The following is a 15,987-nucleotide window of genomic DNA, read 5'->3' as shown; positions in this document are numbered from 1 at the left end:
CTTCTCCTCTTGATACAAGCGGATGCTGGTTTTGGCATGAGCAATGCGGTGAGGTACACTTCGCAAACTGCCTGGCGAAACGGCAGATGGCCGGGCGGTCGCGCAAACAACTGGAATGGGCGTGATGAATATCACCGGTTCAAAGGCAGCTTTCGCGGCTCTGTTCTGCATGACCGCGGCGATGCCCGCGCATGCCGATCCGTTTTCCGAGATCGACTTCAGCCAGATCAGGAATGTCATCTTCGAAGGTGAAAGTAGCAAGATCAACGTCACCACCTCCAAGGACGGGCCGGCCATGCTGCATGTGGTCAAGTCGGGCCTGCGCGCACAAAGCTGCCGGCCTATCGTGGAAACGCGTGCCATTCAGGCGAGCCTTTATGTAAATCTCCAGTTCAAACAAAGCGACACGGGCGTCACCCGACGTTGCAGCGTCCTGCTGGAAACCCAGTTGCCTACGGATGTTTCCGTTTCCATTCACCAGCAGGCGACGATCGCGAGTTTCAAGGGACACTTTCAGGGCATATCGGTCGCAGGAACGAACTCCCAGGTCTCGCTGGTCGGTCAAACCGAGACCTTCAACCTGGAAAGCAGCAACTCGGTCGTCACGATCGACGGCAAGGTGAATGCCCTGGAGATCGACGCAAACAGGACCATTGCCGCGCTGCGCCTGACGGATTTGAGCGAAACCCGAACACTACGCATCCATGCCGACAATCTCGTCGCCGAAATCGGACTTCCCGAAAGCGCACAGATCAAACACAACATCAGGGCAACCATCTCCGCGTTTGCCAGCTCGATACCGCTCCAGCAGGAAGCCGATCTCGCCCTTGATATCCGCAGCGAGCTGATGTCCGGCAAACTGTTTGCGTTCTAAATTCCAGCCCCCTCAAAAGAATCTCTCTATGTGGCAACCGCTGTCCCGGCCTTGAGCCGGGGCCAAACGCACCCCTCCACTACAAAGTCCTGCCACGCGCCTCTGCTTCCCCGGCCCTGAGCCGGGGCCATTCCAAGGTGCTGATGAAGTATTCCACCTTGTAACTTTTCACTGAAGCAAGCACCTGTTGTGTGCTGCTGAGAGATCCCGGCTCATGGCCGGGACGGCGCAGAGAATGCCAAAACGTGTATTTTCAAAACGGTCAGCTCAGCGCGAACGACACAACGAATACAAACTTCCCCTAGCATCAGGGGATCAAACCCGTTGCGGCCACCCTGTCCCCGAGTCGGAGCCAAACGCCCCTTCCGTCACAAAGTCCTGCCCGGCAACTCAGCTGCCCCGGCCTTGAGCCGGGGTCAAACCCAGTTGTTCACGAAGTACGTCGCCTTGGATATTGTCTCCGAAGCGAGAAACTGTTCTGCGCTGCTGAGAGGTCTCAACGCAAAGCAAAGGCCGCGAGTTGCGGATAGGGTTTCGACCTGACATCAACCACCGTTGCCGGACGCTTGTGCCTGCCCGCCATTGACCTTCTATTAGCGCTGCCAGCCAACCTATTATCCACAGCCGCCATCCAATTTCCCGCGTGTTTCAAGACACTTGGCAGATTTTCTTTTGCCTTGCGCGAAAAATTTCGTTTCAAGCATGGACAAGCGCGCCCAATCTGGTAGAAGCCATCCCCGGCGCCGGTATAGCTCAGCTGGTAGAGCACGTGATTTGTAATCTCGGGGTCGCGGGTTCGAATCCTGCTGCCGGCACCAGTTTCCCAACAATTCAGATTGCGAAATAAGCACCTGCATTTTCGCCGGCGTTCAGGCAACATTCTGCCGTTCCCAACGCGGTGTCACCGCGTTGGACGACAAACCCCGGCACAAACGCTCACCGACCTGGCATGAAAGTTCTGAGGCCCCTAGTTTTCCAGGATCGGGTTGGAACTGTAGCGATGAATGTATTCGTCGTGCGTGATCCTGGGAATGCGGTGGATGTGCTGCCGGGCCCCTGGAATCAGTTCACTGAATATGGCGCGTTGCCAGCAGCTGCGCGTTTGTCCCGGATATGTCGAATAGTAGCCGGTGAAATCTGTTTGCCAGACGAGCTGCTTGTCGAGAACGGTTATAAGCCTGCCAATCTGGTTTCTATGCGCTGCCTGCGCTTCGCGCGTTATCAGCATGAGTTCAATGCCGTGTTCTTTGCAGGTGCTTACGTTTGCACGCGTCATGATCGACACAAAATCCCGGATACCATAGGCATAGCCGGAAGAGTTTCGGCCCGATTGCTCCCACCTGCTGGACCGGAAGTTTTTGTCGATCCAGCTTCGGTTGCCCACCCTGCCGACTTCATGAGGCCAGTGCGAGGGCCGGAAGAGGCTTGAAAAACCGCAGATGCGGTCCTCTTCGCAATCCATGATCACGTAGAGCGCGATCTGGTCATCGACCGCAAATTTTTCAGCCGTGTAATTTCCGACCAATGCATCGTCCTGAGACGTCAGCACAGTGTCGTGACGATAGGCCTCGAAACGATCACGCGTCCGGCTGTTTGCCGGGTCGACGATGTCAACGACCTTGTAGCGCGACTTCGGTTGAATGGAGCTGCTCACGGTGCCCTGACCTCGTTGGTCGGAAAGTGGCGCGCCTGCCATGCTTCATGATCAGGCGTGCGGTGAAGAAAATGCAGAAGACCATCGTCAGACGCAGCAAGATCGCGATCCGGATCATAGCCAATGCGCAGGAGATCGAAGTTCCGTCGCAGGTAGCTGTGCCCGCCGCCGGTCGGATGTGGCAAGTGCCTTATTGTCCCCTCGATCGCCGAAATCCTCGCCCCGGTAAGATCGGCAACCGCGTGACACCACCTTCGATACGCCATTTCGTAGCCGGGAGCTCCGACAAGAAGGCGCGAGACACAGTGGGACGTCATATCCCCCACAAATCCGTGCGCCATGAGGTGATCCCCCGTACCGGACAGACATATGTCCAGCAATCCCGGCCCCTCGAAAAGCGATCGCCGGGCCGCCCAGGCAAATCCTGTATGTCCATGCGCGGACATGCCGCCGTTCAGATCCGTACGGCCACTTACGAAACTTGCGGCGAAAGACATTTCCGGATCCGTTTGGGCCTGCCCTTCTTCTGCGACCCTCAGAGCCATGTCGAAAGGCTGCATCACCGCAACGTCGTCAAGCAGTCTCGAAGTCTCGACCAGCCAGTCATGCCGTTCAAAGATGATATCGCAATCGGCCCAGACGATCTTTTCATAGACCTGGTCGAGCGACTGCACAGCCAGATTGAGAAGCCGCTCCTTGTGCCAGGAGTGATGCCGCGTGCGAATCTGAAGGACGCAGGCGCTTTCGGGCAGGAGGAAAGGCATGTCGTCATAGGCAAGCTCTGCAACGAAAACGGGCACGTCCTGCCGGTTAAGGGCATCGAGAAAAGCGCCAAGGTTTTTTGCCCGTGCACTGCCCGGAGTCGCTGAAAAGACGCACGTGACGACGGCGGTGTCATGGCTGTTCAAGCTTTCACCTCTGCAATCATCTGCCCCAGAAAGGCTTCAAAGACCCGGTCGAAGCACCTGTTGTTGCGGAGCGCGACCTCCTGCGCGCGGCGGATTGCAGCTTCCCGATAAGCAGGCAGATCGTCCGCAATTTGAAGGATGGCCCCAGACATGCCAACAATATCAACAGGGTTCGCCGTTATTGTGCCAGGCACTTCGATATCGTTGGACGTCAGGGTCGGAACACCAGCCGCCATCATTTCCCAATTCAGGTAACCGAACGATTCGTCGAAAGACCCTTGGAGGAAGATATCGATTTCGGCGCGCGCATGACTTGAAAGCAGATGTGGCGGAACAAAGTCGTAGATCCGCACCGGTTGATGAAGCGCGTCAAAGACGCCGTGGGCATAACGGCGCAGGCTCTCGCGGATACCGGGGGCGCATTCGTGCCCCAGGAAGAGAACAAGTTCGACCGGACGCGTGCGCGCCACCAGGGCAACAGCGTCCAACTGGTTCTTGAGGTTCTTCTGGTGGTTGCTGCGCCCGCCCAATCCGATGGACAGCCGCGTTCTGTCCTCACGATCGCCAATTGGCTGCTGGATTAGCTTCGTATCGCAAGGGTTGGCGATCCAGAGTATCTTTCCAGGCCCCGCCAGATGAGAGGTTCCCGCAACATCTCTTTCACCGACGCTGGAAAGATAGACCGACGGGGATCTTCTGGCAGCCTCCACCGCCTCCAGCCACCCTTCGGGGGACGCGGAGCCCGGCTCCAGCAAAAAGCTGTTCGGCGTGTGGTTTGATTGAAGAAACAAGACGTCGGGCTGCTCCAGCGCCAATCGTTCCAGGTCCCTGCCACGCAATGCGAATGCTCTCGAAACCACCATTCTGGGCCGCAGGCGAAGAATGATCTCGATAAGATCGTCACGGCTGCATCCCGGCAAGACGGCTTGCGGCACCAAGGCGCGTGCGTTGTAACCCAGCGAGGAGAGCCGTGCGCACCAGCGGGAGGATTTTTCCGCAAACCAACCCGGCAAGGGCCACGGCCAATCCAGCGCGGCTGTCACATGAAGCACGTCAAGCCGATTGCCTGGCCTCGTACAGATGTCGAGGTCACGCGGCAAAAGAAAGAAGTCATCCCATGCGTCGGAGAAACTGTTCTGCGGCTCCATTTATCAGCTCCTCCTCAGTGCTTTCCGCTCAACTCTGAGGCAAAACGATGCTGATCCATCCGTATGGCGAGCGCGGCCTCCAGCTGTTCTTCGATGAATGTCCTGCTTGGAATTGTGCCGTCGCGGCTTCGGCTGGCCCTTAGGCCAAGCCACCAGACCTTTCGCATGATCATGAGCGCGGTCAGTTTGCTTGCCACTTCCGGTGATTGAAATCCGGCATCGCGCATGAGACGGCAAAAGAAAAGTGCGTCGTCTTTCCCGCGCCGCATGTAGATGTCCCAGATAAGGGTCGCAATATCGTATCCGGCGGGCGCAAGGCACGCGAATTCAGTATCGACGAAGAAAGCCTCGCCCGCCGAGGCAACAAGCGCATTGTCTTCGTGGGCGTCACCGTGGTTGATCTCCCACTGAAGCGTCGAACACTCCGTTTCCACATGATCGAGAAGAGATGCAATCGTCGGCTCAACCCATCCGGGATAAGCGCTCACCGCAATGATTTTCGGGCAGGCGACGGTTCGAAGGAATTGCGGATCGAGCCGCGGCGCTGCCTCATCGTCATATTCGATCTGGGGCTTGAACTTTGAAAAACGCGCCATGTGTTCGGCGAGCGCCTTGAAGTCATCCAGGCTTTTGACGCGGTGAGACTGATGCAGATACTGCTCGCCGCTGAGGAGCAGGTCCCGCCCCTCGACGACGACGGTGCTCGACCATTCATCCAGATTGGTCCGCAGGCATGCGGGCCAGCCAAGCGACCGGCTGCACTGCGCGGCAAAGGATCGTTCGAACGCCACTCGGCGCCGGTCGGTCTCCCCCGCCGGATCCAGACGCATCAGGTAAGGTTTGTCGTGGCTGACGGCGACAAACCCATCGCGCAAGGCCGGGTTCGTCACGATCGTGGCATCCCGCAGTCCGAAGGATTTGCCAAGGATTGAGACCATTTGAGGTGTCTCGAGCGCGGCGGGTACGACCGACTGCTTCTGCAGATATGTGTGCACCCGTCAACTCCCGGCTTTACAAGTCCTGGCTATTATCTGACGACGGTGCGCATAGCAGTCGATCGGAACACCATCGGGCAGTTTTTCCTCGAGCACTTCGGGAAGATCCGGTCCGCGCTCGATCAGCGTGCCAAGGTCGAACGCCTGGTGCTCGCGTTCGTCGACGAGTTCCGCCAGATCATCGTCGATGGTGCCCAGGGCACATGATGGAATGTGTACAAGGCCCATGCACGGGTAAATCAAACCGCGTGCATCCAGCACGAAATGCAGCCGCGTCTTGCAAGGCCTTGTCCGCCCGATACGCGGCAGCTCCTCGACATCACCCCCCAGCCGCCGCTGGATCAGGGTGACGGAAGCCTTGCTCATGGGGTCTCCGCCAAATACGCCGATCTCCTGAAGCGCATCGGTCCGACCGATTATGGACAATCCGATACCGGCGTCGCAAAGGTCTTCGATGCACTTGGCGCACTGGGCATTCACAAGACCGCGCTCCTCCTCTGCGATCGACAGGCAGATTGAGCCAAGGCCCAGGTCCTTGATGGTTTCTTCAGCCGGCTGCGTCAATTGCATCAGTTCGGTTAAGGAGACAAGCCATGTCATGACCATGGACAGGTCAGTTATGCGCTGGTTGAGGCGCTTGAGTTCATCCGGCAGGCGATAAAGATCTTCACCCTTCACCGTAACTTCCCGATGATACAGCCAATGAAGATTATGCCCTTCGCTGATACCCGCCGACGTGAGAAAATAAAGGTTGTAGTGGTTCAACCAGTCTCCCAGCCGATCGGCGGGCGTCACCCAGCCTTTGCCGTCTGGCCGTATTTCGGCGAAGACAGAAACCGACCCCATCCGTTCGGTGACCAGCGAGGGTTTTCCCCCCGCCAGTGACCTGAGATTATCCGGCGCGCTCATGCCGCGCGCGGGCGACGCAGTGCCCTCTCGACGATTTCGCGCCCAATCTTGCGCCCGTGCGCCTTGACGATTTCCGTTGCCCCCTGGTCACGAAAGACAGACCAGCACCGCGTGCACATGCCCGTATTCTCTTCAGGCTCAAAAGCATAGCCGCTTTCTTTGACAACCTCTTCGATTGCAACGACCCCTTCGAAGACAAGCTTGCGGAGCCAAAGGTTATTGGACATGCGTTCTGCAATCCTTGAGATCGGCTCCTCATGGACCTGCCCGAGGCCGACATGGTCAGTCTGGTCCAGACCCGCACAACAGGGAAAGACTTCCCCTTTTGCGTTCACGGTCAGGTTCAGGAAATTGTGGCATGTCTCGCCGGGCGCCAATGTTTCCGGATGAAGTTCGGCAGGACCAAGCTTGGTCGCGGCCCGTCCGGTGCCGAACACTTTGCCCCACATAACCGAGTCTGCTTCTTTCCAGCCTTCACCTAACAGGGAAAGCGCTTCGCCAGCGCTGTGCGACTTGCTCGTCAACACGCGGAGGGTCGTCTTGACACTGTGTTTGCGCGCAGCACGCAAAACATTCACGACGCGCTCAGCCTTGATGTAGTCGGTGTGCCAATAGTCCCAACTGATTTCCATGTCGGTCACACCGCAGTCCAGGAGCTGTCGGCAGATCTTGTCGGCAGCTTCAGGCGACTTACCCCAAAAGGCATTCGTCGTGAGGGTAATTTCGTCGTATCCGACGTCCCGACCTCTGCTCAGCAGAGCAATCACGAGCTTTGTGTCGAGGAAAGCTTCTCCCCCTGAAATGTGCAGCCGTTTGTGAAGGTTGGGAATATGGATAGCATCATCGATGACCCGCATCAGCGTATCGCGTTTCAACTCATGAATTCCCCAGTTGTCGGATCCCTTCGGACCAACCGACTGATAACACATGGCACATTTCGCATTGCACCTGGTTGTTGTCTCAATAACGAGCGAGTTGAACCGCATCGGAAAGACTTTGCTTGGCGACGTCATTATCTCTCCACCTAACATAGCTACAGTCGATCTTTCGAACTCAAAGAATTCGGTATACTCTGTCCTTTATCTTTGTATAAAAAAAAATCTTTTTCAACTTTAAATAGATAATTTTATTAATTTCTATTTTTACTATCTCATTCAATGAAACTTCGTACACACCTCACAAGGCCGTCTGAAAAATATATATTTTTCAGATAATTATAACACTCACAAAATGCGCAAGACTTTCGCCGGCGCAAAATCCAGCGTTAAGCGTGTCGGAGAAATGTGTTCAAACTTTGAGTAAGAAAATCAATTTTCTTCTTTAGTAAAATCAATAATCAAGCAAATTTTTCGATAAATCATCATAAGCTACAGCAAAATTAGATTGAAATTCATTTTTTCCTAATTTTTACTGATTTCCTGAAATAATTATTGGAAATTATTATTATGAAGCGATAGGATACACTCATTGGTAGTAACCAATGTATCTCTTACCGAGCAAATGAAAGGAGCAGGTTATGCAACTGGAAATTCCTACGGTGGAGGAGGCCGTGATGGCCGCAGCCATGAAATCCGATCGTGACCTTTATGATTTCCTGGCAGATCCCCTGAGGTTCGTGGAAGAACACGGCCTGGAACTGGACCCGGACGTCGCCGAGAAGGTCACTGCTTCGTGCCCCACACATGACGGAAACCTGGAACATCCAGGAACTGTAGCAGCGTGGCCAGCGGCCGTTTCCGCGGTCTCTTCGGCTGTATCGGCTGTCGCCGCAAGCGTCGCCGCCGCGGTTGCTGTCTCCGCAGCAATGTCGGTGGATGCCGATCACATGTCGATGAGCCAGATGGCTCAGACACGTTGACAAGTTGAAGGTTGCTGCCGAGTGACCGGGGGGCAACCTTCATGAGGGGATGAGTGGGAATGCGTGTTGCGATCGTAAGCGCCTACTTCAATCCGCTGCGAAGTGTCGTGATGCTGCAGAACCATCGCGCCTTTGTAGCTGCGATTGAAAAGCACTCGGATTGCCTGACGATCGTCGAAGGCGTTTTTGACGGTGTCACACAGGCAAAGGCCTCGATCAGCGTTCCGTGCCGTTTTGTCATGTGGCAAAAGGAGCGGCTTCTGAACCTCGCGATCTCGCGTCTGATCGAGAAATTCGATGCCATCGCCTGGATCGACGGTGACGTAATTTTTGAAAATCCGGAATGGCTCGAAGCAACGGCTGAAACACTTCAACGCTGTGATGTCGCCCAGATTTTTCAGCAAGTGCGCCAGAGCGCACTTCCGGAGCAATCTCCCGTAACCAGTTACGCGTCGAATGTGACGCGCGCACGCGAACTGGCCGGTGCCGATTTCAACAGCCATGGTCATACAGGATACGCCTGGGCGGCGCGGCGCGAGGTGCTTGCAAACGGCTTGTTCGACGAGTGCATTATCGGTGGCGCAGATCATGTCATGGCGCATGCTTTCACAGGCACTGGCGCGTGCCGGTGTGTGTCGCGTTTGCTGGGCAAAGGTGCGCTGCGACGGCGGTTCAGCGACTGGTGCAATAACCTGCCTGGCGCAGGACAGATGCTGCGTTTGGGCGTCGTTCCCGGCACGATTACCCATCTGAGCCACGGCTCGTTTCAACGACGCCAATATGTGACCCGCAATGTCCTGCTCGATCGGATGGGGTTCGATCCCGGACACCATTTAAAGCGCGTCAATGGCGGTGCCTGGGAGTGGACCGAGAACGCAGACAAGCAGCGGCGTCTTCTGGAATCCTATTTTGAGCAACGTTGCGAGGACGAGATCGAACATGCCTCACGATGATCTGTGCGTTATAGCCTGTTACTATGATCCGCTCGGCAATGACTGGCAGTTAAAGAACTTCTCGATTTTTCAGGAAGAGCTGCGGCGAAGCCAGATCCCCCTCTTCGTTGCCGAATTGATCTTCGGTGACGGTTCAAGCCGACTGGATGGAAAAGTCGAGAACCTTTACGCGGTCCACACAGCCTCCTTGCTCTGGCAAAAAGAGAGACTGCTGAACCGCATCGTTTCGCTTCTCCCTGAAAAATATACGAAAGTCGCCTGGTGCGACGTCGATTTGCTGTTCGGAGAGTCCGCCAGAACATGGGCCGAAGCGACGTCCGGAGCTTTGGATGATACACCCGTCGTGCAGTGTTTTTCGCACTGTCGTCGTCTCGCCAAACCTGGCTCAGAGCCGGCTATCGAAGACATTGTTTCAGGATTTGCCGCGCGGCTTGGCATCACGGGCGGGCCGAGTCCGGCCGTCTACGCCGAGCACGGCCACACCGGATATGCCTGGGCAGCGCGTAGGGACCTGCTGCGCGAATGCGGTCTGTATGACGCCTGTCTTTCCGGCAGCGGAGATCACCTGATGGCTCACGCATTCACAGGCGAACTCGACTCAGGCTGTTTCGACAAGGTCTTCCGGGACAACATGGACTACAGGGATCACTTTCTGTTTTGGGCAGAGCGTGCAGCGCTTGCAACGGCTGGCCGGATTGGTTGGGTGGATTGTGAAATCACCCATTTGTGGCATGGCGATCCGGAAAAACGCCAATATCGGCGCAGGGATATTCAGCTGACGGAACAAGCCTTCAATCCCGGCAGAGACCTTCGCCTTGGCTCGATGGGCACCTGGGAATGGACCGCCAGAGGTGCTCGCCTGGCCGGATGGGCCTACAAGTCGTTTGAGGCACGGCGAGAAGCATAGGTGCTGAAATGAGGCGGTTTAGCAATGGTTTGATAGCCGCGTTTTTCGAAGCACACGGATTTAACGCAGGTGCGTTGGAGAATGTGCTGGATGATTTTGGCGAAACGGCCGATGCAGATGTCCTGAAAGAACTGGCGCCGGCACACGTTCACGTATGGCCATATGACCCGGCAAGACTTCGTGCGGCGCCGCTGCCAGCACTTGTTATTGGCAAAAACGGCCCTGCGATCATAAGGCAGACTTCGCGAAACAAAGTGATCTTTTCAAGGTCCGATGAAGCTGTCGTCGACAAGACTGCACTTGAACACTTTGAGGCACAGGTTGCTCCGACGTATCTCGTCGTCATCTCTCCTTCCGACAGTCAGCGGGACCAGTCACCGTCAATATTCAAGCTGATACAAGGATTTGCAATGCAGAACCGCGCCCGTCTCGGCACGGTTATGTTCACCGGACTGCTTGCTCAGCTTGGAACTCTGTTGTTGCCAGTCGGCGCACTACTCATCTTCGACAAGGTGCTGGTCCAGAATGGTGTAGGCACCTTGGACACGATTGTCCTGGGGCTGATTTTCGCCGAAATATTCCGCCTGGTTCTGGTCACCGCACGCGATTCACTCACGGATGAGGCGTCGGCCGATCTCGACCGCGAAATCTCTTCCCACATATTTGACCATCTCTTGGGAGCCCGGCCGGGCGAGTTGCAGAAGCGGATCAATCCCCGCAGCCTGCCGCGCCTCTTCAGGAGTATCGACCGCCTTCGGTCCGCTTTGGAACTGGTCGGGATCAGGCTGGTCATCGACCTGCTCTTTGCAATCATCCTGCTTCTGATCCTCTTCGCGCTTCATGCGACACTCGCATCACTCGCTCTTGCCGGTCTTCTCATCGGCGCTCCTCTTTCGATCCTTGTCGCCCGGCGCGCCGTTTCAAGAGATGAGGAACGTCACAAGGCACGCGTCCTTAATGAACGCATTCTGACCGAAACGTTCGACAATCTCTCAACGATCAAGTCGATGGGCTTGGAAAACCGTCTTTGGCGCGCCTGGCAAGCCCAACTTGCAACAGCAAATGCAACGGCAATTGCCGGGGCCGGCGACAACCGGGCGATTGTGGAGCGCACGTTCGAAACCGTTCGCAACGGGACACGCATCTGTATCCTTTGGTTCGGAGCGCAAGCCGTTCTGGCAGGCACACTCACCTTGGGCCAGTTCATCGCCTTCAATCTCTTTGTCGTCTTGTTGCTCAGCCCCTTGAGGACCTTGGGGCGCAGCTTGAGCGCCGTTGGAACGATCCGGCAAGCGGCTGCCGAACTCAACCAGGCGCTTGCACTGCCGCTTGAGGCACAGGAGAGACGCCTTAGCAAATTGCCGTGCAAGGGGCCCGGCCACTTCGTTCTTCAATCTGTCTCCTACGCGGCAGAGCCCGGACAGCCGCCCATCCTGGAAGACATCGATCTGGAGATCCTGCCCGGAGAACATGTGGCTTTCATGGGGCCGTCCGGTGCAGGCAAGACAACTTTGCTAAAACTCATCCTTGGACTGATCGCAACGAGCGAAGGAGAGATCCGGTACGGCGGCACTGCCCTCACCCAGCTCAGCCCGACGGCATACAGACGTTGCTTCGGTGTCGTCTGGCAACAGCCGTCCATGTTCCTTGGCACAATTTATGACAATGTCGCGGTTGGCAATGCAGCGATTTCCGAGCAACAAGTCGAGTCCGCGCTGCAGCAGGTTTGCCTTGAAGAACTCGTCGAGGATCTGCCTGAAGGCGTTGCGTCGGTTGTGCCCGCGAAAGCCGAAACACTTTCATTGGGCGAACGTCAGCGTCTCAATCTGGCGCGTGCGATCGTTACCGGCCCGGCCAACCTTGTCTTCGACGAACCGACAAGCGCACTGGATCCTCAAACACAGGCAAGGGTAGTCGACAGACTGCTCTCCCTTGGGCGCAGTACCACGATTATTGCGACGACCCACGATCCTGCAGTCGCCCGGAAATTCGACAGGGTGTTTGTGGTGTCTGAAAAAAGTGTGGCGGAAGCGGACCCTCTCTCCCTGGTTCCGCGTCAACTCCAAGACGGCAGACACGGCAATCCGCTAACCGAGGTCGAAAGGCAATGACACTCCAATCAGCATATCGCGTTGCGCCGCGCCCTGGATCGCTCAACAGGCTAGCGCTGATAATGATAGCGTTTTTTGCCGTATTGGCGGCAGGCACCGTTTTCGGCCGCGTCGATATCGTTGCAACGGCGCCCGGACGTGTGGTCTCCGCCTATGCAACACGCCCGATCGCAGCACAAACCGACGCAATTCTGCTGGAACTTCTGGTGAAGGACGGGGATCAGGTTTCAGAAGGTGCCCCGTTGCTGCGGCTCGATGACACCCAGTTGCGGTTGGAACGGGACTGGAAGGAACAGTGGTTATCGGAACTGCAGTTGCAGCGTCTTGCGGTTCAGGCACTTTTAACCGGCGCGGAAGACGACCCGTTTGAAGAGTCGCTCGGCGACGACGTATTGCGCCGCAAATGGCGAAGTTACATCGAGACGATGCGCCTTGAAACCAAGGCCAAACTCTCAATTTTTGACCGTGAGGCAGCGGAAGTGTCCGCTGAGCTGCGGCGCGTCGAGACTGAAGCGCGCCGTGCAGAAGAACGGGTTGATCTGCTTGGCGATCGTCGCTCGGCAATTGCGGCATTGGTAAAGCGCGGTGTCACACCACGTTTTGAAGAGATCGAAATGGAACTTGAGTTCGTTCAGGCTCTGTCGGAAGCCGAACGGCTGGATGCCCGAAAGAGCGAGCTGGACGCGAGCTCCGAGCACATTGCCGCGGAGCGCAAGGGCTACCTCACCGGAAGGCAGGCAGCCTTTTACCAGGAGCTACACAGCGCCGATGAAGCGATTGCAAGAACGAGGGGTGAGATAGGTGTCCTTGAGGCACGCATAAAGCGCCATCTCGTGCGTGCTCCGATTTCGGGGATCGTTCAGGAAACGCGCCGCAGTGCACTTTCTCAATGGGTTGAAACTGACGAGCCACTGATGAAAATCGTACCGAATGGCGCCGTAGTCGAGATCGTTGCCCGGATCCGCAACCGCGACATTAGCTTCGTGGAGCCTGGCCAGTCTGCTGTCGTTCGTCTGGAAGCGTTTTCGGTCTCCCGCTACAGTGGCCTCGAAGCCATCGTTGAACGTATCAGTCTGGACACCGCAGCCGATCGCGAGCAGAGGATCTCAACGTCGTCGCTCCTGACGGACGCCAGAAGACTGAGCCGCGATCAGACCGAAAGCTCCGCGGACACAAGCTACATTGCCCATCTGCGGATCATTGATCCGGAAAAGAGCAGCGTGCGTCTTCATCCCGGCCTCTCCGCCCTCGTCAACATCAGTACCGGCGAGCGCCGTATCGTGGACTTTCTGCTCGAACCAATCTTGCGCGGTTGGAACACTGCGCTCCGGGAACGTTGAATATGGGTCTTATCGTGACACTCTATTTAGTTGTTCCGGCTGTGTTTGTTGGACTGCTTCTTCTTTTGAGAAAAGGCAACCTTGTCGCTTTCCTGACCGTATTGTCGCTCGGCATATTCGTACTTGGCTTCTTTCATCAGATCCTCCCGGGATCGATCCTTGGCATGAGCTACAGACCCGCTGCCTTGGTCATCCTACTGGTCACCGCCGCCGTGATACTGGCAACGACCCAACGTGTCCCGTTTTTGGCGCGCGTACGAAAGCCGTCATTGTTAGATTTACGCGTGGCAGTGCTCGTGATCGGCGCCCTGCCTGCGGCGATCTTAACCACTTCCGACAAAAGCGCCGGCTCTCAGCAGCAAGTCAAACTCGCCAATCCTGTTCCGAACGGGAAGATATTCGTCACGCAAGGCGGAAACAGTGCGCTCCTGAATGCCCACCACCACGTCAGGGCTCAGCGCTATGCATTGGACCTAACGGCCCTAAATCCCAAGGGTCGCAGGGCAGTCGGGCTTATGCCGACAAGGCTCGATGACTACACCATTTATGGAATGCAGGTTGTCGCACCATGCGCCGGTGAAGTTGTCATCGTCGGCACAGGCGCGCCGGAGCAAGCGATTGGAACGACGAATACCAACGCACCTGCCGGAAACTTTGTGGCTCTCGCCTGCGACGAAGCAACAATCGTCCTGGCACATCTCAAGGGCGCACCGCTCGTACGCCAGGGACAGTCCGTCTCAACTGGAGATGCTTTGGGTTATGTCGGGAATTCAGGGAACACGTCCGAACCTCATCTGCATATTCACGCGGTAAGAGGTTCGGTGCGCGACCTTGAAGTCCTGCTTTTCGAAGGTGATCCAGTCCCCATCGAATTTGAAGGCCACCAGTTGAAGCGGAATGATTTGGTCCCAACGGAGGCAAGCTCATGAATGTAGCTGAGCTTGGTCCCGTGATGAAATCGCTCGTCAGGGCAATTGAAACACATCCTGACGCCGGTTGGATTGATGCAACCAGTGACGGACAACTGAACAGCAAGCGTTGGCTGATCGAAAGACTGGGCGAGAACGGCCGTTTCCTTGGCAGTATCCTGGTTGTCGGTGGCTGGGTGGGTGTCCTGCCTCTTTTCCTTCTGACGCAATTGCCGAACTTGTGCCGGCGCGTGGCAACAATTGATATTGACGTGGACAGCGCCAGAGCGGCCGACGTCTTGCTGCGAAAGTTCGTCATGGATGACTTGCGCGCGTTCTCCGGCTTGGCGGATGCATTTGAACTTAACTACACAGAAGCTCGTTTCGACCGCATTCGTGAAGATGGTACGCGGCGCCCGGTGCGGTTTCGCCCTGATACGATCATCACGACGTCCTGGGAGCATTTGTCGGACCCCTCGGCCTGGTTCGCGCTGATCCCAGAAGGCAAACTCGTGTGCATTCAGGCAAATACCGCCCCCGAACTCAACGGGCACATCTCGTGTCCGAGCGATCTGACGGATCTTGAAAACGCAACGCCGTTTTCGGAACGTTTGTGTCTTGAGGAGCAAACGTTCGGCTTTTACCGCCGACTTATGACGATAGGGGTAAAATAAGATCGTTTAGGTTTCCATATGAAGTCAGTGTGTGGTCCGAACGCGAAAAGTTTTCGCACAAGCGATGGAGTCGGATCGTGTCAGATGACGTCCTTGTAAAATTCCAGATACAGAATTGTCCGGTCACCGTTCGACGCGTTGAGAGCGAAATGCTCCTTCGATCCGTCAAAAACAAACAAGTCACCCGGTACGTGTTGCCGGAACTGCCCGCAGACATTCAGATAGGAATAGTTTCCTTCCTCGCACGCGCTTAGCGTCAGGTGCATTTGAAGTGCGCCGCATTCCTTGAGTTCAGGATGTTGATGCGCCGGTAAAAACGTTGACGGCCGCATAGTGACGAATGCACCCACCCTGATGCCGGGAATCGCTTTCAAAAGACTGCAGGTTCGCGACAATCGGTCGGGAACGAATGGAACCACGGCGTCTTCGAAAATCAATCCGTACTGAATCCAGGATTCGTTGGCGCCATCTGGGCCCCATCCTTTCAGCCACCCGTACTCCCCGCCCGACGCAATCCACGTTTTGACTTCGGCATAAACCTGCGCATGCGTCTTGTCGACCCGATCGATCGGGGTTAAAGGCGCATTCAAATGACGCAACTCATTCGCAATATCTTTCCAATTATCCTGAAGCGCTTTAAATCTCGGATAGCTTTTAGTTGAATAAAAAAAAGCATTATCTCCGAAATCTCTTTCAACCAAGCTTAACTCATCGACTGACATTATTGAGCCTCCGCGATTCTTGTTGG

The 15,987-nt window shown here is 56.1% G+C and carries 15 protein-coding genes and 1 tRNA gene; 9 read left to right on the top strand and 7 right to left on the bottom strand.

Annotated elements, in window-relative coordinates:
• The first annotated feature begins 124 nt into the window (after positions 1-124).
• Positions 125-874 (top strand): hypothetical protein, encoded by a 750-nt coding sequence (locus Q0915_RS07445; protein WP_299481492.1) that lies wholly within the window; start codon positions 125-127, stop codon positions 872-874.
• Positions 875-1,616: 742 nt separating this feature from the next.
• Positions 1,617-1,692 (top strand) — tRNA-Thr (locus Q0915_RS07440).
• Positions 1,693-1,841: 149 nt separating this feature from the next.
• Here Q0915_RS07440 and Q0915_RS07435 read toward each other — a convergent pair.
• The 6 genes from Q0915_RS07435 to Q0915_RS07410 are packed head-to-tail and all read right to left on the bottom strand — an operon-like array spanning position 1,842 to position 7,501.
• Positions 1,842-2,528, bottom strand: a complete 687-nt coding sequence (locus Q0915_RS07435; protein ID WP_299481489.1) for a hypothetical protein — start codon at positions 2,526-2,528, stop codon at positions 1,842-1,844.
• Positions 2,525-3,436, bottom strand: a complete 912-nt coding sequence (locus Q0915_RS07430; RefSeq protein ID WP_299481486.1) for a hypothetical protein — start codon at positions 3,434-3,436, stop codon at positions 2,525-2,527. The genes Q0915_RS07435 and Q0915_RS07430 overlap by 4 nt, the downstream gene beginning before the upstream one ends.
• A complete protein-coding gene (locus Q0915_RS07425) occupies positions 3,433-4,584 on the bottom strand; it encodes a glycosyltransferase (RefSeq protein WP_299481483.1) in 1,152 nt (383 codons plus the stop codon). The genes Q0915_RS07430 and Q0915_RS07425 overlap by 4 nt, the downstream gene beginning before the upstream one ends.
• Before the next feature lie 14 nt (positions 4,585-4,598).
• Complete coding sequence (locus tag Q0915_RS07420) at positions 4,599-5,579, bottom strand: phosphotransferase (protein ID WP_299481480.1); 981 nt, start codon at positions 5,577-5,579, stop codon at positions 4,599-4,601.
• A gap of 3 nt (positions 5,580-5,582) precedes the next feature.
• Entirely contained in the window at positions 5,583-6,488 is a 906-nt protein-coding gene (locus tag Q0915_RS07415; protein WP_299481476.1) for a hypothetical protein, read from the bottom strand.
• Positions 6,485-7,501 (bottom strand): radical SAM/SPASM domain-containing protein, encoded by a 1,017-nt coding sequence (locus Q0915_RS07410; protein WP_299481473.1) that lies wholly within the window; start codon positions 7,499-7,501, stop codon positions 6,485-6,487. Before Q0915_RS07410 ends, Q0915_RS07415 begins: the two co-directional genes overlap by 4 nt.
• Before the next feature lie 503 nt (positions 7,502-8,004).
• Here Q0915_RS07410 and Q0915_RS07405 point away from each other — a divergent pair.
• From Q0915_RS07405 to Q0915_RS07375, 7 genes are all read left to right on the top strand, one after another.
• Positions 8,005-8,346, top strand: coding sequence for a hypothetical protein (locus Q0915_RS07405; protein ID WP_299481470.1), 342 nt, complete (start codon positions 8,005-8,007; stop codon positions 8,344-8,346).
• Positions 8,347-8,405: 59 nt separating this feature from the next.
• Positions 8,406-9,299, top strand: coding sequence for a hypothetical protein (locus Q0915_RS07400; protein ID WP_299481467.1), 894 nt, complete (start codon positions 8,406-8,408; stop codon positions 9,297-9,299).
• Positions 9,286-10,206, top strand: a complete 921-nt coding sequence (locus Q0915_RS07395) for a hypothetical protein (RefSeq protein ID WP_299481464.1) — start codon at positions 9,286-9,288, stop codon at positions 10,204-10,206. The genes Q0915_RS07400 and Q0915_RS07395 overlap by 14 nt, the downstream gene beginning before the upstream one ends.
• 8 nt (positions 10,207-10,214) lie before the next feature.
• On the top strand, positions 10,215-12,317 hold the full coding sequence (locus Q0915_RS07390; protein ID WP_299481461.1) for an ATP-binding cassette domain-containing protein: 2,103 nt from the start codon (positions 10,215-10,217) through the stop codon (positions 12,315-12,317).
• 62 nt (positions 12,318-12,379) lie between these two features.
• Entirely contained in the window at positions 12,380-13,657 is a 1,278-nt protein-coding gene (locus Q0915_RS07385; protein WP_299481458.1) for an HlyD family type I secretion periplasmic adaptor subunit, read from the top strand.
• A gap of 14 nt (positions 13,658-13,671) precedes the next feature.
• Positions 13,672-14,586 (top strand): M23 family metallopeptidase, encoded by a 915-nt coding sequence (locus tag Q0915_RS07380; protein ID WP_299481455.1) that lies wholly within the window; start codon positions 13,672-13,674, stop codon positions 14,584-14,586.
• On the top strand, positions 14,583-15,239 hold the full coding sequence (locus Q0915_RS07375; RefSeq protein ID WP_299481452.1) for a hypothetical protein: 657 nt from the start codon (positions 14,583-14,585) through the stop codon (positions 15,237-15,239). Before Q0915_RS07380 ends, Q0915_RS07375 begins: the two co-directional genes overlap by 4 nt.
• An 80-nt stretch (positions 15,240-15,319) precedes the next feature.
• On the opposite strand, the gene Q0915_RS07370 is transcribed toward Q0915_RS07375, so the two are convergent.
• Positions 15,320-15,961, bottom strand: coding sequence for an aspartyl/asparaginyl beta-hydroxylase domain-containing protein (locus Q0915_RS07370; RefSeq protein ID WP_299481449.1), 642 nt, complete (start codon positions 15,959-15,961; stop codon positions 15,320-15,322).
• Between the last annotated feature and the right edge of the window lie 26 nt (positions 15,962-15,987).

It is taken from the genome of uncultured Roseibium sp. (assembly GCF_947494555.1).
GTDB lineage: Bacteria > Pseudomonadota > Alphaproteobacteria > Rhizobiales > Stappiaceae > Roseibium.
The sequence above is the reverse complement of the archived record's forward strand: the minus strand, read 5'-3'. Positions and strand labels throughout refer to the sequence as shown.